Origin of the sequence: Mariniradius saccharolyticus AK6 (assembly GCF_000330725.2) — a bacterium.
In the GTDB taxonomy this organism is placed as follows: domain Bacteria; phylum Bacteroidota; class Bacteroidia; order Cytophagales; family Cyclobacteriaceae; genus Mariniradius; species Mariniradius saccharolyticus.
Genome location: NZ_AMZY02000001.1, coordinates 50,649 through 71,956, shown reverse-complemented (window position 1 = coordinate 71,956; position 21,308 = coordinate 50,649). Strand labels below are relative to the sequence as shown.

Below are 21,308 nucleotides of genomic sequence, written 5' to 3'. Positions count from 1 at the left end.
CTTTCTTTTCTGGGAATCAAACAGGAAAAGATTGGTCGATCAAAACCCGATGCTGAGGTTTTCATGCGTTGGTTATTCTCGGAAAGTTTTCGCTGTCGCTAGGGAAGTATTTTGCCCGTTTTGTCCTATCGCACCCTCGAAATGGACTTTGATTGTTTACCTTATCTGGACATCTAAGCTCCAATTATGGATTTTGCCAATCGTGTTCATATGAACTCAAAAAAACCTTCTACCCGCAGGGATTTCATGAAATCTGCTGCGGTCATTACCTCGGGAACCTTTGGTCTCTCCGTAGCACCGCATTTTAGCACGGCTGCAACTTTGCCGATCGAAGACAGGCTCAATGTGATTGGGCCAAGGGAAGGATTTGCGCCGCATATCGGAACCTTGCTATCCATGATGACATGGATGCGGGATGTGATACTGAGGCCTGTTGAAAAAATGAATGTTGAGCAGCTGGATTTTTTGCTCGATGAAAACTCCAACTCCATTGGCGCTATGCTGCTCCATTTGGCCGCCACGGAGCGTTTTTATCAGATCCATACTTTCGAGGGGAAAAAATGGGGGGATTTTCCCAAGGAGGATTTGGATCGGTTTGAGGTGGCGATGAACCTTGGTGACGAAGCCAGGAAAACCATCAAAGGAAACACCTTTGATTATTACCTTGAAATCATGACGGAAGTAAGGGAAAACTCCATCAGGGAATTTAAGAAAAGAGACGATAATTGGTTGATGAAAGTGGATGAGGATTTTCCTTGGGGCCCGACCAACAATTACTGCAAGTGGTTCCATGTCTGCGAACATGAATCCAACCACAACGGACAATTCAAATACATCAAAAGTAGGCTCCCTGGAGGGAAATTCAGTCGAGGTTAATGACTAGGACAAGTGCCAAAATCTAAAGAAATTCAGACCGGAAGTTTCAACCTTCATGAACAAATCGATTTACATTGTGCTTCTGGCTCTTTTTTCTCTACACTTTGTGAATTGTCATCAAAAAATGGAAACCTTCAAAATCCCTGAAGGGCACGTGGGCATGTTTGGGTACGGTTCCTTAATGTCCAAAAGCTTCATCGAAACAAGCTTGGTTGCCAAGAACTATAATGGGCCGTTTTTGCCTGCCCACCTCAAGGGTTATGAGCGCTCCTGGACCTTTGCTTGGCCGACGGAGCTTCCCTTGTACAATGTAGACAGCACATTTTCCAAAGATTATATTCTGGTCGAGGGAGATACCATCTACCCGAAATACCTGCATTACCTCAACATCCATGAAGATGCGAATTCGGTCATCAATGGAGTGCTTTACGTGGTGCCCGAGGCCGATTTACCCCTGTATGATGCATGGGAATTGGGGTATGAGCGATTTGAGGTCACCCATTTGATCCAAGGATATACCATTGAGGGAGGTCCGGTGTTCGCTTACAAGGCACTCCCTGATTTTACATGGGAGCCGAATGATGATTATCGACAGCATGTCGTTGACAGCGGTTATTGGAAGATCATCGAAGATGCCTTTGTCTACTGGGGAGAGGAATTTGCAGCTGAATTCAGACAAAACACAAAGCCATTTGCCCCGTCAATCCTTCGCGAAACCAAAAAGATTCCATGGACCGATCCCCCGATGGAGAAAGTAAAGGAATTGAAAGCGAAGTTCAAGTACTAAACATGATACCACCTGAAATGAGAAGACTATTTGCGTTCATCTTTGTCGGCCTGTGCTGTTCTGTGTCCTACGCGCAGAAACCCCGGGCACGGGACTTGGGAGTTCCCTTCGAAGGAACCCCGGGTCCGTACAATGCCATCACCGATGTAAAAGGGGTGGAAGTCGGATACAGCACCATCATCGAAGGCAGCGGGGAGAATATCGCAGGTAAGGGACCAATTCGAACCGGCGTCACCGCAATTTTCCCGAGAGGAAAGGCGCAAAAGTTCAGTCCCGTATTTGCCAATTGGTACAGCCTGAATGGAAATGGAGAGATGACCGGAACCACTTGGTTGACCGAATCCGGCTTCTTGGAAACCCCTATCATGATCACCAATACCAACAGTGTTGGTGTGGTCCGGGACGCCGTATTGAAATGGTATGTGGACACAGATTGGTACAGGGGAGAAGAATGGTGGTACACCTATCCCGTAGTGGCGGAAACTTACGACGGCTTTTTGAATGACATTTATGGTTTTCATGTAAAAGAGGAACACGTACTCGAAGCAATCAACAATGCAGCAACCGGAAAAATCGCAGAAGGCAACGTGGGTGGGGGCACAGGGATGATGTGTTTGGGTTTCAAAGGCGGAACAGGAACTTCATCGCGGGTTGTAAAAATCAAGGGAGAATCTTACACCTTGGGCGCTATGGTCCAGGCGAATTTTGGAAGAAAGCCCAATTTGACAATTGCAGGGGTTCCTGTCGGATTGGAATTGTTGGACACTTTGACCAATGAGTTGAAATTGCCACCAAAGTCCTATCGGAAAGAAGGGGACGGTTCCATCATCGTCGTGGTTGCGACGGATGCGCCATTGTTGCCGCATCAGTTGAAGCGGATTGCGCAGCGGGTCACAATCGGAATCGGGCGGACCGGAGGGTTCGGCACCAATGGTTCTGGAGATATTTTTATCGCTTTTTCCACCGCCAATCCAGATGCTTTTCAGCGATCTGATTTCGCTAAAGTGGACATGCTGGCAAATGACGAAATCGATCCTTTATTGGAAGCGACCGTCCAGTCTGTCGAAGAAGCCATCATCAATGCCATGATCGCAGCCGAAACCATGGAAGGAATCAATGGGAATAAGTCCTATGCATTGCCGCATGGATTATTAGTAGATGTACTTAAGAAATACAATCGAATAAACTAAAAACCAATATGAAGAAAGCACTATATCTCCATTTCCAAATTTTTGCTTTGATTGGATTGCTAGCCGTAGGGTCCTGTAGCCAAAAGGACAACGCAACAGAAGGAGAAACAACGCCCATGCTCGCTAAATCCGAATTGGAAGATGAAGCCTGGCATATGGAAGAACTGTACTGGGAATTTGTCCAGAAAATCGACACGGTCGCCTACAAAACCCTCTGGCACGAGGACTTTATGGGCTATCCGGGTTTTGGGGATGGAGTATCTGACGTAAGCAAAATTGCCAGTTGGATACCTGATTTGCATAAAGACCCGGATCTGAAATACAGCTATACCCTTCACAAAAAAGGATCAAACTCCATTGAGGATGTGGTGATGGTATTTTACGACACGGATTATTTTTGGACGGACAAAGAGAATCAGATAGTCCGCAAAGAGACCTATAAGTTCACCCATACCTGGAAAAAAGTGGAGGGAAAATGGCTGATATTAGGAGGCATGGCAGCAATGAAGAATCAGGGGAACTTGGAGATTGATGAGTGAAATCGGACCCTTTTCGACTTTTCGGAATACTTTGAATTCCTTGACACAGGGAAGTCACTTTTGGAAAAAAAATCCTGCCTCAAAAGAAGCAGGATCCTTTATTCAATTGGATTTTTTTACAAATACCGGCTCTTTATTCCTACACTGAATACTAAGAATGAATAGTTGAAGGGCTGATTGCTGTGCAGGAAGAAATTGTAGCGTGTACTCAACGTGAGCGAAGTAACGCGATTCAAAGGGAGATCGATACCCACTTGTGGCGTCATAGCAAAGCTTGTGATCGTCCTTTGCTCTTCAAAGAAACCAACCTGCATCACCTGATTGGAATGGGCGATCCCCAAGCCCAAGCCCACCCAAGGCATGATATCCGCATCCTCGGTAAAGGTATAATGCACGGTTCCCTGGAATGGGAAGGTATTGATCGTGCGAAACTGGTTGCCATTGATCGCGGCATTGCCGTTGTTCAAGTCTTGGGTAAAATTGTCCACCCGCTGCGCAAAAACCTGCCAGCCGACCAAAAAACCGACAGAGAGCTTGGGTTTGATACCCCATCGGTTTTCGATACTGACGCCGCGCCAGGACATTTGGCTGATGAAGTCCTCGGACATTTGACCAAGAGGAACCGCCACGTCGTAGTTGACGCGAAAGTTGTTCACCCGAAAATTCGGGATTCGGTTGCTGTTCGTTTGTGCATTTGCGGAAATGCCAAACGTGATGATGGCGATAAAAACGAATATCTTTTTCATCGGTTAGCGCTTTAGGTAGGGTGATTGGATAAACATCTGATCGATCGCTCTCAGCGTGCGGTTGTTCAAGTTGGTGTTGTTGCCTTGAAACAACCCTGAGCCCACACCATACCATACTTCGGGAATGTTCTGGTTTCTTTGAGCGAGGCGCTTTCCGTCAAGTAGCTCCACGATGATCGATCCCGTCCGGATATTGGAGGTAGTGACGACGGGCGGAAAGAAGCAACAGCCGCCCCAGCCCCAGCCGCCCCAGCCGCCCCAACCTCCCCAGCCACCCCACCAGGTGTTGAAGTAGTTGTCAGCGCGGTTGACGCTGACGAGGACAAGGTAATCTGCCTGTGTGGCCTGATTGATGTTGGAAATTTCGGTATAGCCTGCTTGGTTCATGTTGGTGCGAACCCTTGCCAAAATTTGGTCAAAGTCCACCTCAAGATTCGTGTCGGATACATTGGGGTCGGTGAGGACCATTACCGTATCCGCCAGGTAGAAGGTTCTAATCGCTGGATTTGCAAAATCGAAGTCAGGTTCAGACTTTTCGGTATACACAGAATCGAAATCCGATACAAATTCTTGGCTGATCGGGTAGCAAGCGCCGATGAGCAGTATCAACGCAAAGGCGATCAGCGATAATAGTTTGGTTTGTTTTTTCATCGAAGGAAAATTTGATTTCAAAGGTAGATATATTCCTTACAACTAATTCTGATTTCATTTTTCTTTTCTCCGTTCAGGTACTTCTCTAGGGGCAACTTTTTGCACATATTCGAAGTCCTGTTTCCGGATAAGCCGGAAACCCTGCATTGACATCAACCTCCTCCGAAAAATAAAACCACTGATTGGGAAAGAAATTCAGCCCTTTCGTCCTTGTTGGAAGCAATGTGACCGTTCATGTTTTTATCTTCTTCATCGATTCTTTTCCAAAATCTACCTGATGACAAAATCCTTTTCACCCCGTTTTTTGAATCGCCCATGAAAACAAGGCTTCTTTCATTTATATGCCTTTTGGTAATCACCTTCTCCCATGCGCAGGAGTCTGAGGTATCCCTGATTCTTGGGCAGCGCGAAGCGTCCAATCAAGCCCTGAGGGCTTTTGACGAGGAATTGAATGCGACTTTCTCTACAGCTGATGCCTTTATCACTACGGGTGCAGGCACCCTTATCGCTGGAAAGGAAGCGCTATCTGCTTACCTCAAATCCCAAAAGGGGCCCAAGATGTATTGGATTCGGACTCCGGATGAGGTGATCGTCAATCCCAAAACCATGTTGGCATGGGAAACAGGCACTTGGAAAGGATATTATGAAGACTCAGATAAACCAGTAGTGGGAGGGAAGTATTCCGCCCAATGGACAAAAGCCTCGGGGACTTGGCTAATTCGATCACAGTTGTTTGTCACTTTGGATCAACAGTAGTCTCCTACAAAAAGAATGAAGATCCCAACAGAATGAAAAGAATTCTACTTCTACTCAAAGAAAAATGGCCGGAATACATGATCGAGATTCTGGTGCTGATCATCGGTATCTATGTCGCATTTGAGCTGTCCAATTATGGGGAAAATAGAAATCTGAAGCGGGCTGAACTTGAAATCCTGAAAGGCTGTAAAACCGAACTTACCACTGATTTGGCGGAAATCAAGCTGAATATGGAGGAGCTGGGAAAAAGCGAAAGAGCCTTGGATTTGATTCTTGGAGTACTGGAAAATGACGGCGTTTACCATGATTCGTTGGCATTTCATTTCAATTACACCCTTTTGCCGATCCACTTTGTCCACTCGACCAGTTCCTTCGAAACCGCCAAATCCAGGGGATTGGACATCATTTCTAACGCCGAAATCCGTAATAAGCTGATTGCAGTCTATGACTCCCAATATGATTTTTTCCTCAAGGCGGAACAGGAAGAATTGGCCGAGGTAGAACACAATATGAGGCACATCCTGCCGAGTCGATTCGAATCAGGGTGGAATTTTTCCGGGAAATCCACCTTCGAAGGAAGCATGGTCCCCTTGGACTTTGAATCCCTGAAGGGTGATAAGGAATATCTTTATTTTATCAAAACCCAGAAAAACCGTACACGGTCCTATATTGGTTTCTTTTATGAAAATCTTAGAAAATCCGTAGAGGCGATGATACGTGATTTGGAAACTGAAATAAAAAGACTGGAATGATGACGTTCACCCTCTTGACTTGAATAAAATGATCACCTTCCTCCGCAAAATCCCTCAAAAACTCCTCCAAGAGAACCGAATCACGAGATACCTCGCATATGCCGTCGGCGAGATTTTGATTACGAGTAACTGATTTTTGCGCGGCTTGCTGGATTAAATTTTCCCATTCCTGGCCTACCAACTTTTATTGTCATTCGGCGGAAAACTTTTTGGCGTCATTGGGACAGAAACGATATATGTTCGTCCGTTAGCCATTGGAATATCAATTACTTGATTGGAAATTAAACCAAGAATCAAGAGTGATTCATGATGTTTAACCTAACTTTTCCAAACTATGAAGATTTTTAAGACAGTGATGGCGTGTTTGATTACTATGATGCTCATCCCAGTAATTTCCCACGCTCAGGAACCCGTATCGACACTGGAATTTCAAAATGCGGCAAAAGCTTTGGAGGTGGTGCAGAAATACACCAAAGCACTTCAGGCCGGAGATGTAGCCACCATGACAGCACAATTGGCGCCCGGAGCCATGGTCTATGGTTTGGGTGGTGGCTTGGATTCTCTCAATGTGTCCCAGCACAAAGACTACTATACTAACAGCACAAATCAGTTCAAACACACGCTTTCACAGGAACTTTATCTGCCCGTCAAAGTCACCAACAATTGGAACGAGGGTGAATGGGTCCTGTCTTGGGGCGTAAATACGATTCAAAACAAGGCCACAGGCAAAACGACAAGGATCCCCTATCATACCGCAGGCCTGATTGTCAATGGCAAGATCGCTAGGTTACATTATTGGTATGACATGCTAAATGTTCTGAGGGGGCAAGGTTATGAAATAAAACCACCTTCCAATTGAGACTTTTTTTTGTTGAAGACGATTGACTTTTCGCAGGCATTTGGAAATTGATTTTTCCAAGTGCCTTCATTTTTTTGATAGTGCTGAGTATCGAAAATCAGCATTTGTTCTTCTTTGGGAGCCTTGGCGATACTTTTTAGATTTTAAAGCCGGAAAAAAATCACCCGCATTCGGAAAGAAATCCAGCACTTTGGTCCAAGGTCGGTTTTAGGATCGTTCTATTCTCCTAATTTATAACTTAAAGTGAATGCCTCTCTCGGTACGACTCCAAGATGGCGTTCCATGAATCAATATTTATGTCTACCGAGTGCTAAAATCGCTTGGAAATGAGTAAATTATAAAGGGATTTTAAACTAATCTATTCCAACATCAACGAGCGATTAATGATATGAATCAGGATTGAATTTTAAACCCAAAAAGAAATGAAATTTTTGATTGTAGATGATGAAAAAGACGTTGAGATGCTGTTTCGGCAGAAGTTCCGCAGGGAAGTCCGAGATGGCTTGTTTGAATTGGAATTTGCCTTTTCGGGCAATGAAGCCCTAGAACTCCTGAGGAGTCATCTGCCTCCCGAGGTGATGTATATTTTTTCGGACATCAATATGCCTGGTATGACAGGATTTGAGCTTTTGGAAAAAGTAAAAGCCGAGTTTCCGGCAATTCAGGTAAGCATGATTTCAGCCTACGGTGATACCGAAAACCACGACAAAGCCATCAAGTCCGGAGCGAAAGAGTTTTTCACCAAACCCATTGATTTTGATTCCCTAAAGGCAGAGTTGCAAGAAATCCTCGACACCAACCAATAACACATGAACCCAGGCAAGCAAATAATCCGAGCTTTAACCATCGTTCTTTCCCTTTTCCTGAATCTCGCCCAAGCGCAAACCATTGAAACACAGTTTGTGTCCGTTTCAGACGGGCTGGCATCGCCTTTTGTGCGGGATGTCATCCAAGACAGCTATGGCTTGATTTGGGTGGCGACCAACAACGGGGTCCAAAAGTATGATGGGCTGAAATGGGAGACTTTCAAAAACATCCCCGGGAAATCCACCAGCATCCAAAGCATCAATGCCTGGGGACTGGAGGAAGATGCAGAGCGCAACATCTGGGTAGCCAACGAAAGAGGAGTTTCCAAATATGATCGCATCAGAAACGTTTTTGTCAATTATGATTTTGAAACGGAATTTGCCTTGTATGAAGGCGCTGGACGGACTTTCAATGTTTTTATTGATTCGGAGAATAGGGTATGGGCGACGACGCAGTACGTTGATTTGGTCCTTTTTGATCCCGAATCGGACAAGTGGGTATATCCAAAATATGAGATCCCAAATATCAAGGAGCCGACACATAATGGGATGTCATTGGCGTTTGCGGAGGATAAAGATGGCGGGTTGTGGTTTGGCTCTTTCATCCACGGACTGATGTACCGTCCCAAGAATGGCGATGCCTTTAGGCCTGCAGTGCTGAATAATCAACCTGCTTCATTTTTTTCCGATCCGGAAAACAGCATTACAGCGCTTTTTTCCGATCCAAGCGGGGTACTTTGGATTACCACATTGCAGGGTGTTTACAAATACTATCTAAAAGAGGGGACACTCAATACAGTCAAAGAATATGATTTCGGTGCAAGAGAATCGAGTTCAAATTGGAACAGGATACTCGCAGACAAAGACGGCAACGTATGGATTTCGAACAACAATCATGGGATGCTGAGATTCGAGGGGCGTTCGGATAGTTACCAGGAGATCGCGCTGGCAGATAGCCGGAGGCTAAACAGTGGTGGTTGGGATATTATTCTCACTGATTTCATGATTGATAAATCGGGGATTTTTTGGTTTGGAAGTTCGACCAAGGGACTCATCAAATACAATCCTGTCAACAAGCCTTTCGTCTATTTTTCACATGATGAATCCAATCCAAATAGCATCAGTCCAAATGGCGTATATGGACTCGTGGCTTCCAGGGCACGTCCGGGCATAGTATATGTCGGTACCCGAGGCGGCGGAGTCAACGCATTCGATCCCCAAAAAAGGACTTTTTCCAAAATTACTTACAAGTCTTTCAACGATATGTTTGGAGGATCCGCAAGGAGCATAGCGGAGGATGAAGATGGGTCGCTTTGGGTCGGAACATGGGGAGATGGGCTGATCAAGTTGGATCGAAGTTTCAGGGAGGAAAAGCGCTATGTCTATGACCCCACGGCCGGTACCGGAATTTCCAACAACCAGATCAGGGTAATCAAAAAGTCCAAGGAGGGAAAACTTTGGCTTGGGACCAATAATGGTCTGAATATCCTTGATCCAAAATCCGGGGAAGTCATCCGCATTCCCAGTACCTATTCCCGGCCCTATTCGGACGAAGTGATCGAGTTAGTCAGGGAACTTTTGGGCTCTGACAAAAAGGTCGGCAGCATCGAGGAAGCGACTGACTTCGCGGATGAAACTGCACCGTTTACAATCACCGAACCAGGAGAATATCTACTTGTGTGTGTTGGGGAAGGGGATTTTCGGAGTATGGCGGATTACGGCTGGCTGGAAAATGAAAACAACGACACGATTGCGAATTTTCAGAATTTCCAAAAGAGTTTCTATGCCGGTGGACATGCTAAGAATAGGATAATTATCGAGCCGCTGAATTTGAATCCTGGCGCATATAAATTGCGGTACCGTGCAGATGATAGTCATAGTTGGGACAAATGGAACGAGGATCCACCTACCGAGATCCCACTATATGGGATCGCCTTGTTCAATATATCTGACAAAAGGGTTTCGGGCAATCTTTCTGGATTATTGACCAAAGACAGTGATGAGGCTGTGGTATCAGGCTCTAGTGTCACGGCAATCGAGCATGGTACGGAGTATGTCTGGATTGGCACCAATCCTGATGGGCTTAATCGTTATGATTCCAAGACCAAGACGTTCCGCTATTATTTGCATGATCCTGAGAATCCAAATTCGCTGAGCAATAATACGATCACGGGCCTGTTTGAGGACAAAAATGGGATACTTTGGATCACCACCAATGTTGGCTTGAACAAGTTTGATCCAAAAACCGAGACTTTCACGAGATATACCGATGAAGATGGATTGCCCACCAACCTGACGGAAGTGATCGTGTCCGGCGAGAATGGGGAGATGTGGATTTCTACCCAAAACGGGCTATCCCAAATGGTCACCAACGAAGCGCTAGGTAAAATCACTTTTATCAACTACAACTCGGAAGATGGCTTGGGAGGTGACACTTTTCTTTCGCTGGCGGGAGTAAGGACTCCTGATGGTAGATTTTACTTCGGAGGAGACCATGGTCTGACTTCCTTTGGAAACATCACTGCCAACAATACGCCTCCTTCACTTATTCTATCAAGTTTCTTGGTTTCCAACAAGTCGATCTATGATATGCGCGATGAATTGGACCTTCAGACCGATCTCGCCCAACTCGAACAGATCACGCTCAAACATGACCAAAATGCCCTCAGCTTTGAGTTTGCGGCCTTGCACTTTGCCAATCCCAAGAAAAACCAACTTGCCCATATGCTGGAGGGATTTGATGCCGACTGGATTTATGACAACCGGAATTTTGCTTCCTATACCAACCTTGAACCGGGAGAATACACCTTCAAGATCCGAGGTTCCAATGCAGACGGGATTTGGAATGAAGAAGGGAAATCCATCCGTATTGAGATACTGCCTCCCTGGTGGCGTACTTGGTGGGCATACTTCGGCTATGGGTTGGTTTTAGTTTTGGGCGTATTTTCTGTGGACAGATTCCAGCGGAAGAGGCTTCTCCAAAAGGAACGGGAGCATGCGCGAGACCAAGAACTCAAACATGCCAAGGAAATCGAGGTCGCCTACGAAAACCTGAAAGCAGCCCAAAACCAATTGGTGCAACAGGAAAAACTCGCCTCACTGGGACAGTTGACAGCGGGCATTGCCCATGAAATCAAAAACCCCTTGAATTTTGTCAATAATTTTTCTGACCTGAGCGAAGAGCTAATCGAGGAATTGGAGGAGGCGCTTTCGAAAGGAGATACGAAAGAAGCCAACCAAATTGCCGCCGATATCAAGCTGAACCTCCAAAAAATCCACGAGCATGGCAGTCGTGCCGATCGGATTGTGAAATCGATGCTACTGCACTCCCGCGGTTCAGATGGCAAAAAGGAACCAACCGATCTGAATCAATTGCTGCGGGAATACACAAACCTGGCCTTCCACGGGATGCGTGCCGGAAAAAATCCCATCAATGTGGATATCCAATTTGATCTGGATGAAAGTATAAAACCAATCCCGCTGATAGGGGAGGATTTTAGTCGCTTGGTTGTGAATCTAGCCAACAACGCTTTTGATGCGATGCGGGAGAAACTGTCCAAGACGCAAGAGGCAAGACACATGATGCAAGAAGCGTTGCCAACAACTGTTGGCGAAAATGGGAAACCTGAATACCTGCCGACGCTGCGGGTGTCAACAAGATTACGTGAGGGGAAGGTTGAAATTGTGTTTGAAGATAACGGTCCTGGTATTCCCGAGGAGATCAAGGACAAAATATTGCAGCCTTTTTTCACTACCAAAAAAGGCACCGAAGGGACAGGCTTGGGACTCAGTATCACCAATGATATCATCAAAGCACACGGCGGCACTTTGGATATTGATTCGGAGGCGAATAAGTACAGTAGATTTAAAATAACACTCAGATAAATAAATAGTCTTATGAAATTTTTGATTGTAGATGATGAAAGAGACGTGGAGATGCTGTTTCGGCAAAAACTCCGTCGTGAAATCCGTGAGGGTCTGTTTGAGTTGGAGTTTGCTTTTTCTGGCAACGAGGCCTTGGAAAAGCTCCGTTCCCATAATCCTCCAGAGGTGCTGTATATTTTTTCGGATATCAATATGCCCGGGATGACGGGACTGGAATTGCTGGAGAAGGTAAAGACCGAATTTCCCAATATCCAAGTCAGTATGATATCAGCGTATGGAGACAGCGAAAACCACGACCGCGCGATGAGTTCGGGCGCCAAGGAGTTTTTCACAAAGCCGGTTGATTTTGACACCATCAGGGCAGAAATGCAGCAGATTGTCACCACAATGAAATAACAGCTTAGCTTACAGGAATAAAGATGCCTTGCTGGCCTGCCGCTCAGGCCAAACTCCAAACCGAAAGACTTTACCCACTATGACCGGAGAAAAGAAAGAACTTCTCGACAGCACTTTTCATAAGTTCATGGACATTGGATTTGGTCAGCGAAACCTACACTTGCTAAATGAAATCGTGGCGAAAGACGTCGTGGGATTTGGTACCGCCATCGACGAAAGGCTTTTTGGAATTGCGCAATTGCAGGAATTGCTGACCCGTCAAAAACAACAAAGTGCTGGCCTGGAGATGAAATGGGAGGTAACTACCCTTGATCTCCACATTTCCTCCGATGAGAATACCGCCGTATTCACCAATGAAGTAACCCTGGAGATTTCCAATGACCGGGATCCGATCAAAATGTACCTGCGGGTTTCGGTGGTTCTGGAATTTGAGCAGCACAAATGGGTCGTAGTACATTGGCATGGGTCCAAGCCAGAGCAGGTAGAGAGCGAAAAAGACACCTGGGGACTTGACCTATGGAAAGCCAAAGCGGATGAACTGGAAAAGCTGGTAGCCGAACGGACCGGGGAACTGTTGGTAAAAAACCGTGAACTTGAGGTAGAAGCGGCATTGGAAAGGGTTCGTGCCAGAACAATGGCGATGGAAAAATCCGAAGAATTGGGGGAGGTAGCCACGGTCTTGTTTAGTGAGTTGAATTCGCTGGTCGACGATCTTTGGACTTGCGGCTTTGTTTTCTGCGAAGAAAATCGCCAGGAAGATGAATGGTGGCTTAGCCTTGCCAATGGCTTAATCCAACCATTTTTCTTGCCAAATGTGGGGGATTTTACCCATGAAGCCCTCTATAGAGGTTGGGAAAATGGAGAAGTCTACCGTACAGTCACGTTAGAAAATGAGATGCTGAAGGAGCACTATGACTGGCTGATGAACATCCCCATTGCCCGGCAAATCTTTGATGAGATGGAAGGCTCAGGCATTCCGCGTCCAAACTGGCAGCGCTTGCACGCCGCATATTTTAAGACTGGATATTTAGTCGTCATCACGGAAATTCCCTGTAAGGAGGAGGAAATTTTCAAGCGCTTCGCGCAAGTTTTTGATTTGACCTACACCCGCTTCCTTGATCTGCAAAAAGCCGAAGCACAGGCCGGGGAAGCGCGGATAGAAGCTGCACTCGAAAAAGTGCGTTCCCGTTCCTTGGCCATGCACAAAGCAGATGAGTTGCTCCAAGTGGCTACCGTCATGCGCGCTGAAATGGCGGCTTTGGGGGTGGAGGAACTGGAAACAAGTTCCATCTATACCATGCTCGATCCTGAGACTGCCGAATGCTGGTATGCCATCAAAGATGTTCGCGGACAGAATTCAAGCTTGGTGTTTGATGAAATGACCATCAACCTGAATGCCACTTATGTGGGCAGGCAGATGTTGGAATTCTTTAAAAGCGCAGCGCCACAAACCTCAATATTGATGATCGGCGAACAGCGTAGGGAATGGATCAATTACTGCGCCTCCTGCTCGAACATATTGAAAGGTTACTATGGAGATGAAATCCCCGAACGCACTTATCACTTGGTGAAGTTTTCCCATGGCTATGTGGGCGCAGCCACGCCGGGAGCTATTTCCACGGAAAGCTGGAGTTTGCTACACCGTATGACGGCTGTTTTTTCATTGGCCTACAGGCGCTTCCTAGACCTCCAAAAAGCAGAAGCCCAGGCAAGGGAATCGCAAGTACAACTAGCGTTGGAAAGAGTGAGAGCCAGAACAATGGCGATGCAAAAGAGCAGTGAGCTGCCCGAAGCGGCCAACTTGCTTTTCCAACAGATTCAGTCATTGGGTATGCCCGCATGGAGCGCGGGCTATTGTACCTGGGATGATGATGAAAAATCATCAGTTACGCTTTGGATGAGTAGTGAGGGAGTTCTGCAACCACCCTTCTCTGCCCCGACTACAGAAGACCAATTGTTTATCCAGATGAGGGTAGGCGCTGAAGAAGGCAAGGATCTCCACGTGGTTGATCTGGGAGGAGAAGAATTGGAGCAGCATTATCGGTACATGCGGGGACTGCCTGTCGTGGGAGAGATTTTGGATTCCATTATAGAAGCAGGGCATCCATTACCCACCTTTCAGATCATGCATCAGGCTTATTTCTCCAAAGGGTTTCTGCTTTTTATTACCTATGAACCAGTTCCGGAATCGCATGATGTTTTCAAGCGTTTTGCCAAAGTCTTTGACCAAACTTACACCCGCTTTCTCGATCTCCAAAAAGCTGAGGCGCAGGCACGAGAAGCACAGATTGAAGCGGCCTTGGAACGGGTGCGAAGTAAAGCCATGGCCATGCACAACAGTTCCGATTTGCCTTCCACTGCCATTATTGCATTTTCTGAATTAAAGAAACTCGGGTTTGTACCCATCCGTGGTGGCATTAGCATCCAAAACAAAGAGAATAGAAAGAACCTGCTCTATTCCGCAACCAGTTCTGATAAAGCTGATAACCTTTCAGTAGTCGGTTGGGCTACCTTGGATAATCACCCCATCCTTTCTGAGATTTATAATCAATGGCTACTTGGCAATGATTACTATCCCTCCATGAAAGGAAAAGTCTTGCAAGCCTATTACAAGCAAATACAACCCACCTTCAACATTCCGCTTCAATTTCCGGACGAAGAGCAATTTGGCTACTTCATGCACTTTACGCACGGTACATTTTACGGCTGGTGCAAACAAGCGGTGACCGAAGAAGAAAAGAAATTGCTGAAGCGTTTCGCTGCTGTGGTTGACCTTACCTTTAAGCGCTATTTTGACCTCCAAAAAGCCGAGGAGCAAGCAAAGGAAGCAAAAATAGAAGCCGCTCTAGAAAGAGTCAGGGCAAAAGCCATGGCCATGCATTCTTCGAATGAATTGCGTGAAGTAGTGCATGAATTGAGGAAGCAGATGGGTATTCTCGGTCAAAAGAACCTTGAAACCTGCGTCATCCATCTGCACGATGAATCCCATGAGTATATCCAATCATGGGCAGGGATCAAGCCACCTGACGAAGAAGGGGATATTTTGGAGTCCATAGCCAATGTTCCTAAAAGGGGCTTGAGCATTATTGAAGAAGCATTGGATGCCTACAATTCCAATCTTCAGGATTATGTTCTCCTCAATGAAGGCGAGAAACTCAGGCAATGGTTTTCATTTTTGGAAAGGGAATCGCCGGAGGGATTTACCAAGCTAGTGGACTCTGTTCATGGAAATATTGAGGAGCTGCGGTCCTATTGGTCGTTTGCGGATTTTGCCGGAGGATCCTTGCTGATGGTTACCCGGGATGGGCCGGATGAGCTTACAAGGGGCCTGCTTCGAAGATTTTCCAATGTCTTTGGTCTTGCCTACCGAAGGTTTGCCGATTTGAAAAATGCCGAAGCCCAGGCAAGGGAAGCGCGAATAGAGGCGGCACTGGAGCGGGTGAGAAGCCGCTCTATGGCCATGCACAAGAGTGAGGAGCTGAAGGAAGTCATTCAGGTCGTATATGAACAAATCGTTCAATTGAAGATCCCAACCGAGCATGCGGGTTTTATCATGGATTACAAAAGAAGGGATGATTTCGATTCCTGGATAGCGGACCAGTTTGGAAGCCCCTCACAGCTCACGATCCCATATTTTGACTGCATTTATTACAATCGATTCAATGAAGCAAAGGCGAAAGGCGAAGATTTCTTTACCACCATTCTTTCTTTCGAAGAAAAGAACCGATTTTACGAAGAACTTTTTGAGCACATTCCAAACTTTCCGGAGGAGTCAAAAAACATCATTTTCAGTCAACCGGGTTTTACCATCTCCACAGTATTATTGGAGAACGTAGCACTGTACATTGAGAACTTCACAGGCATTTCATTTTCAGAGGAAGAAAATGCCATTTTGATGCGCTTTGGCAAGGTTTTCCAGCAAACTTACACCCGCTTTCTTGATCTCCAAAAAGCAGAAGCACAGGCAAGAGAGGCTGAAATCCAGTTGGCCTTGGAACGTGTGAGAGCAAAAACTATGGCCATGCAGTCCTCCGAGGAATTGGCTGATGCGGCCTACGTGCTTTTCGAGCAGTTGAGGTCGCTGGGTGTCACCCACGAACGCATCAATATTGGGATCGTCAACGAAGAAAGTCAAACGATTGATTTTTGGATAACAGAACAAGGCGGGGACAAGCTGAACACCAAATTCTCAGGCCGCATTTCTGAGCCTACGACGCTTTCCAAAGCCTATACAGCTTGGAAGAATGGAGAGAAATCCCTGATGATTGATTTGCAGGGAGATGCGTTGAAAAGCTGGTTATCCTATCTGAGCGATGAAATCAAAATCCCCTTCAACAAAGCATTCCTGCATGACAGGCGTGTGCAGACCGCGGGATTTTTTTCGAAAGGAATGCTCATTTTGACCAGTCCCGAACCCTTGCAGCAAGAGGCCCTGTACCTTTTGGAAAAGTTTGCAGGCGTCTTCGACTTGACATACACCCGCTTTTCCGATTTGAAACTGGCAGAGGCTCAGGCCCTTCAGGCCGAGAAGGATTTGATTGAAATCAAGATCGCAAGACAAAAAGCGGAAGAGGCCCTCGCCGAACTCAAATCTACCCAAGCCCAACTTATCCAGCAGGAAAAGCTCGCCTCGCTTGGCCAACTTACCGCGGGCATCGCCCACGAGATCAAGAACCCGCTGAATTTTGTGAATAACTTTTCGGAAGTGAGCATTGAGATGATTGAGGAGGTAATAGATTCAAGACTCAAGACTCAAGATACAAGACCCAAAACGGAGGCTGATGAAATAGAGGATGAGATTTTGGAGGATATAAAGGCCAATTTGGAGAAAATCCATGAACACGGCAGCCGTGCCAATGGCATCGTCACCTCCATGCTGCAGCATTCCCGCGGAGGTTCGGGCAAAAAGGAACCCACCGATCTCAATCCATTGATTAAGGAATATGTTAACCTGAGCTTTCACGGCATGCGGGCCGGCAAGAACCCGATCGATGTGGAGATTGCCTTGGAATTGGCTGATACGATCAGGGAGATTCCCTTGGTCCGGGAAGATTTTACCAGGGTTATTATCAATCTGTGTAACAATGCCTTTGATGCGATGAGAGGGAAAACCCATTCTGAATTCAGAATTCAGAATTCAGAATTTTATCACCCCAAACTCACCGTCCGCACCAATTCCGAAAAGGACCATATACTCATTTCAGTTGCCGACAATGGCCCCGGCATTCCCGATGAAATCAAGGACAAAATCCTGCAGCCATTCTTTACCACCAAGAAGGGGACAGAAGGAACCGGTCTTGGGCTGAGTATTACGCATGATATCGTTAAGGCGCATGGGGGAGAGTTGAAGATTTTGACAAAAGTCGGTGAGGGGACTGAATTTCAGATACTGTTACCTTTTAATCAAACCGAAAAATGAGGTCAACATCTAAGGGAATAATATTTAGAACGAGCATTCTGCTTGCGATGCTGGTGCTTATGTGCACCCAAGCAGCCTATTCCCAACTTTCCGTGAAAAACCTGACCTGGTACACCGAAAAGGATGGATTGCCAGGCACCCAGGTAAATAAGATCATTGTTGACCGATTTGGGTATGTATGGATCGGAACCATCAATGGTTTGGCGCGCTATGACGGTTACAGTTTCAAACGCTTTTACCAAAATCCCAATGACCCGGGATCTATCAAAGGACTGGTGGTCTGGTCGATTTTCGAAGACAGCAAGGGGAGGATTTGGGTGGGTTCGCAGGCAGGGGTTTTAAACCTTTATCATCCTTCCACACAATCATTTCGCAATTTCACCTATGGGGATTTGTTTGATTCGGAAGCGAATGTCGAGGCAGGGATTGTCGATATCGTGGAGGATAAGTCAGGAAGGATATTCTTTGGATTGACATCCACCTATGGGGAGAGCATTACTTCCACGGTGCTCTACTTTGATGAAAAAGAGGAAAAATTGAAAAATGTTCCAGCTTCGAAGGGATTGACCATCAACAACGTAAAAAGCATGGCCGCCGATAGTGAAGGCGGAATCTGGGTCAGCTGTTGGAGCGGGTTACACAAGTTGGATAGTTCGGGCACCTTGGTCGATATCAATCCACAACTGGACGCAGGGAGTGTTTTCTTGAGCGATGAATTTGATACCCAATTGCGTGGGGATGATTATGGAAATGTCTGGGGTGTTACTAATGTGGGTCGATTGTTTCGGATCGATGTGGGGACCAATCGATTGGAAATCGTGGCTGCTGCCGGTGATTTGGGTAACTATTTTTTCAACAATCTGGTGATCGATAGGAACGGGACAATTTGGTTGGGCACAGACCGTGGTATCTTCAAGTTTGACCCCAAAACCAAGGAGATGATTGGGTTGGATGACACAGAGAGTCGGGATTTCCAGTATTCTGCAGTCAATATGCTTGCCTTGGATTCATTTGGATCTTTATGGATCGGCACAAATTCAACCGGATTGTTCAAGTACGAGGAAAGGGCGATGTTCAGGTCGTTTTCAAATAGGCGCGATGATCCAATGTCCTTGACAGGTGGCTGGGTCAATAATATCCATGAGCTTAAAGATGGTAAAATACTTGTCACGACTTCGAACGGGGGATTCAATATTGTTGATTTACAAAAAAATGAAATCAAACCACTGCCCTATGAAGCTATCCTTCCGCGAACACATACTGCATTCGGCCTGATCGAGCATTCGCCTGGAGAAATCATTTTTAGTTCGAATGACGGTTTTTTTCAGTTTAGCTACCCAAGCAATCAAGTAAAAAGAATCAACCTTCCAGGAATTCCGGCAAACACTATCATCCAATATTTCTTAAATGATCGGCAAGGGTATCAGTGGGCATTCACCATGCAGGGGATATATCGAAAACGTACAGTAGACGCTGAATTCAAGGAAGCAAAAATTGGCATCGATCCGGATGATGAAAACAGCATGAAATCCGCTACACAAGCCATCGAAAGCCAAAAGTACGGCCTTTGGATCAATACAAATGATGGTCTTTTTCTATATGACTACAAATCCAACCGGGTCAACCGTATGGGGCGTGATCCCGCAAAGGGCGACGTATTTGTCACGCAAGACGTGAATGCACTTTATGAAGACTCTGCTGGTACTGTCTGGGTGGGTACTTGGCAGGGCGGCTTGAGCCGTTTTGATGTGAAAGAGGGGAAAATAAAGACCTATACCATTGATGATGGGCTGCCGTCGATGAGCATACAGGCGATTATCGCAGATGAGAAAAACCAATCATTCTGGCTCAGTACATTTGAGGGCTTGAGCCGTTTCGATGTCGAAACCGAGAAGTTCTACAATTATTCAATCGATGAGGGCATACAGGGCCAACAGTTTGCCGATAGGTCCTACTTGAAGACAAGTGATGGGAAATTTCTTTTCGGTGGTTCGAATGGCATCACAGTATTCGATCCCGAATCCGTTAGGAAAGACTCAAAACCCCCCATCGTTTTCCTAACCGATTTTAAATTGTTCAACAAATCGATCGTCGTTGGAGAAAACTCCCTCCTCAGCAAACCGATATATGAGACAAATTCGATCGCCTTGGCACATGATCAAAACAACATTTCGATAGAGTTTACTGCCCTGCACTTCAGCAACCCGGCGAAAAATCGGTTTGCCTATAAGCTAGAAAATTACGACTCCGAGTGGAGAGAAATCGCGTCCTTGCAAAGTGCTTATTATCCCAATCTTCCTCCTGGAGAATATGTGTTCCGCGTGAAAGCCGCCAATAACAACGGCGTGTGGAATGAAGAAGGAGCCACATTGGCCATTTTGGTTAGAGAGCCATGGTGGAACACGATATGGGCTTATGGTCTTTATGGTGTACTTTTCCTTGCGGGTGTTTTTGGCGCAGATAGTTACTTCAGAAACCGTGTCATTCAGAAGGAAAGGGAGCGTACCCAAGCCAGAGAACTGGAACATGCCCGCGAAATTGAAAAAGCCTATTCCGAACTCAAGTCCACTCAAGCCCAACTCATCCAACAGGAAAAGCTCGCCTCATTAGGGCAACTTACCGCAGGCATTGCCCACGAGATCAAGAACCCGCTGAATTTTGTGAATAACTTTTCGGAAGTGAGTTTGGAATTGGTTGAGGAGATTAAAGACATAAGGCGCAAGACACAAGATGTGAATCTGACCGGTGAAGAGGATGATATTTTGGAGGATATAAAAGCCAATTTGGAGAAGATCCACGAGCACGGTTCACGTGCCAACAGCATCGTTTCTTCCATGTTGCAGCATTCCCGCGGAGGTTCGGGCAAGAAGGAACCCACCGACCTCAATGCACTGATCAAGGAATATGTCAATCTGAGTTTTCACGGCATGCGCGCGGGCAAGAACCCTATCGATGTGGAGATTGCTTTGGAATTGGATGATACGATCAAGGAGATTCCCTTGGTCCGGGAAGACTTTACCAGGGTCATTATCAATCTTTGTAACAATGCCTTCGATGCCATGCGGCAAAAATTTAATTCGGAATTGAAATTTATGAATTCTGAATTATTCCACCCCAAAATCACCGTCCGCACCAAATCCGAAAAGGACCGCATCCTCATTTCAGTCGAGGACAATGGCCCTGGCATTCCTGATGAGATCAAGGACAAAATCCTGCAGCCCTTCTTCACCACCAAAAAGGGAACAGAAGGGACGGGGCTTGGGCTGAGCATCACCCATGATATCGTGAAGGCGCATGGGGGCAGCATCTCCATCAACTCAACAGTCGCGTTGGGCACTCAATTCATAATCGACCTTTCAATTTGACAATGGGTTTGGGGAACGGGGATTTGATTTTTTTCAAAAGCTTGCCTATTGCCATCCGAACGAGGGGAAATTCTTGACTGAATTTGTTACATTTGGCTAGTAGGGCGTTTGAAAAGAGAGGCGTTTTTATTCGATTGTGGAGGGTGGATAAATGATACTGTGATGTGAAAGCATTGGAATATTCCTCAGGTCTTTAATGTCAACTAAGATAATGATTATTTTTATGAAAAAACATAGTTGGTTTTCTGATTTTCAGCTTTTTGCAATTGGTGTGAAATTGT

14 protein-coding genes are annotated in these 21,308 nt (G+C 46.0%); 12 read left to right on the top strand and 2 right to left on the bottom strand.

The annotated features are described in order from the left end of the window. The first annotated feature begins 210 nt into the window (after positions 1–210). From C943_RS00340 to C943_RS00325, 4 genes are all read left to right on the top strand, one after another. A complete protein-coding gene (locus C943_RS00340) occupies positions 211–876 on the top strand; it encodes a DinB family protein (protein WP_008623257.1) in 666 nt (221 codons plus the stop codon). A 124-nt stretch (positions 877–1,000) separates the two neighbouring features. Next, positions 1,001–1,663, top strand: coding sequence for a gamma-glutamylcyclotransferase family protein (locus C943_RS00335; RefSeq protein ID WP_008623256.1), 663 nt, complete (start codon positions 1,001–1,003; stop codon positions 1,661–1,663). A 17-nt stretch (positions 1,664–1,680) separates the two neighbouring features. Then, positions 1,681–2,853: a DmpA family aminopeptidase gene (locus C943_RS00330; RefSeq protein WP_040478456.1), complete on the top strand. Its 1,173-nt coding sequence runs from the start codon at positions 1,681–1,683 to the stop codon at positions 2,851–2,853. Between the two features lie 8 nt (positions 2,854–2,861). Continuing rightward, on the top strand, positions 2,862–3,392 hold the full coding sequence (locus C943_RS00325) for a DUF4440 domain-containing protein (RefSeq protein WP_008623254.1): 531 nt from the start codon (positions 2,862–2,864) through the stop codon (positions 3,390–3,392). A 116-nt stretch (positions 3,393–3,508) separates the two neighbouring features. On the opposite strand, the gene C943_RS00320 is transcribed toward C943_RS00325, so the two are convergent. Next, positions 3,509–4,138 carry a hypothetical protein gene (locus C943_RS00320; protein ID WP_008623250.1) on the bottom strand — a complete coding sequence of 210 codons (630 nt, stop codon included), beginning with the start codon at positions 4,136–4,138 and terminating at the stop codon, positions 3,509–3,511. A 3-nt stretch (positions 4,139–4,141) separates the two neighbouring features. Then, positions 4,142–4,789, bottom strand: a complete 648-nt coding sequence (locus C943_RS00315; RefSeq protein ID WP_008623248.1) for a DUF4136 domain-containing protein — start codon at positions 4,787–4,789, stop codon at positions 4,142–4,144. 315 nt (positions 4,790–5,104) lie between these two features. On the opposite strand from C943_RS00315, the gene C943_RS00310 reads away from it, so the two are divergent. From C943_RS00310 to C943_RS00270, 8 genes are all read left to right on the top strand, one after another. Then, positions 5,105–5,545 carry a DUF4440 domain-containing protein gene (locus C943_RS00310; protein ID WP_008623246.1) on the top strand — a complete coding sequence of 147 codons (441 nt, stop codon included), beginning with the start codon at positions 5,105–5,107 and terminating at the stop codon, positions 5,543–5,545. Between the two features lie 32 nt (positions 5,546–5,577). Further along, positions 5,578–6,297, top strand: coding sequence for a hypothetical protein (locus C943_RS00305; protein ID WP_008623245.1), 720 nt, complete (start codon positions 5,578–5,580; stop codon positions 6,295–6,297). 334 nt (positions 6,298–6,631) lie between these two features. Further along, complete coding sequence (locus C943_RS00300; RefSeq protein WP_157198366.1) at positions 6,632–7,156, top strand: nuclear transport factor 2 family protein; 525 nt, start codon at positions 6,632–6,634, stop codon at positions 7,154–7,156. A 422-nt stretch (positions 7,157–7,578) separates the two neighbouring features. Then, positions 7,579–7,962 carry a response regulator gene (locus tag C943_RS00290; protein WP_008623242.1) on the top strand — a complete coding sequence of 128 codons (384 nt, stop codon included), beginning with the start codon at positions 7,579–7,581 and terminating at the stop codon, positions 7,960–7,962. 3 nt (positions 7,963–7,965) lie between these two features. Further along, positions 7,966–11,847: a sensor histidine kinase gene (locus C943_RS21200; protein ID WP_008623240.1), complete on the top strand. Its 3,882-nt coding sequence runs from the start codon at positions 7,966–7,968 to the stop codon at positions 11,845–11,847. A gap of 12 nt (positions 11,848–11,859) precedes the next feature. Next, a complete protein-coding gene (locus C943_RS00280; protein WP_008623230.1) occupies positions 11,860–12,243 on the top strand; it encodes a response regulator in 384 nt (127 codons plus the stop codon). A 79-nt stretch (positions 12,244–12,322) separates the two neighbouring features. Then, the gene (locus C943_RS21195; RefSeq protein ID WP_008623226.1) at positions 12,323–17,662 is read left to right on the top strand and encodes an ATP-binding protein; all 5,340 of its coding nucleotides are present in this window, start codon (positions 12,323–12,325) and stop codon (positions 17,660–17,662) included. Beyond that, complete coding sequence (locus C943_RS00270) at positions 17,659–21,027, top strand: sensor histidine kinase (RefSeq protein WP_081610425.1); 3,369 nt, start codon at positions 17,659–17,661, stop codon at positions 21,025–21,027. Before C943_RS21195 ends, C943_RS00270 begins: the two co-directional genes overlap by 4 nt. Positions 21,028–21,308: the final 281 nt, after the last annotated feature.

Coding starts and splice junctions, on each gene's coding strand:
- C943_RS00340 (WP_008623257.1), top strand. CDS start 211: ATGAACTCAAAAAAACCTTCTACCCGCAGGGATTTCATGAAATCTGCT.
- C943_RS00335 (WP_008623256.1), top strand. CDS start 1,001: ATGGAAACCTTCAAAATCCCTGAAGGGCACGTGGGCATGTTTGGGTAC.
- C943_RS00330 (WP_040478456.1), top strand. CDS start 1,681: ATGAGAAGACTATTTGCGTTCATCTTTGTCGGCCTGTGCTGTTCTGTG.
- C943_RS00325 (WP_008623254.1), top strand. CDS start 2,862: ATGAAGAAAGCACTATATCTCCATTTCCAAATTTTTGCTTTGATTGGA.
- C943_RS00320 (WP_008623250.1), bottom strand. CDS start 4,138: ATGAAAAAGATATTCGTTTTTATCGCCATCATCACGTTTGGCATTTCC.
- C943_RS00315 (WP_008623248.1), bottom strand. CDS start 4,789: ATGAAAAAACAAACCAAACTATTATCGCTGATCGCCTTTGCGTTGATA.
- C943_RS00310 (WP_008623246.1), top strand. CDS start 5,105: ATGAAAACAAGGCTTCTTTCATTTATATGCCTTTTGGTAATCACCTTC.
- C943_RS00305 (WP_008623245.1), top strand. CDS start 5,578: ATGAAAAGAATTCTACTTCTACTCAAAGAAAAATGGCCGGAATACATG.
- C943_RS00300 (WP_157198366.1), top strand. CDS start 6,632: ATGAAGATTTTTAAGACAGTGATGGCGTGTTTGATTACTATGATGCTC.
- C943_RS00290 (WP_008623242.1), top strand. CDS start 7,579: ATGAAATTTTTGATTGTAGATGATGAAAAAGACGTTGAGATGCTGTTT.
- C943_RS21200 (WP_008623240.1), top strand. CDS start 7,966: ATGAACCCAGGCAAGCAAATAATCCGAGCTTTAACCATCGTTCTTTCC.
- C943_RS00280 (WP_008623230.1), top strand. CDS start 11,860: ATGAAATTTTTGATTGTAGATGATGAAAGAGACGTGGAGATGCTGTTT.
- C943_RS21195 (WP_008623226.1), top strand. CDS start 12,323: ATGACCGGAGAAAAGAAAGAACTTCTCGACAGCACTTTTCATAAGTTC.
- C943_RS00270 (WP_081610425.1), top strand. CDS start 17,659: ATGAGGTCAACATCTAAGGGAATAATATTTAGAACGAGCATTCTGCTT.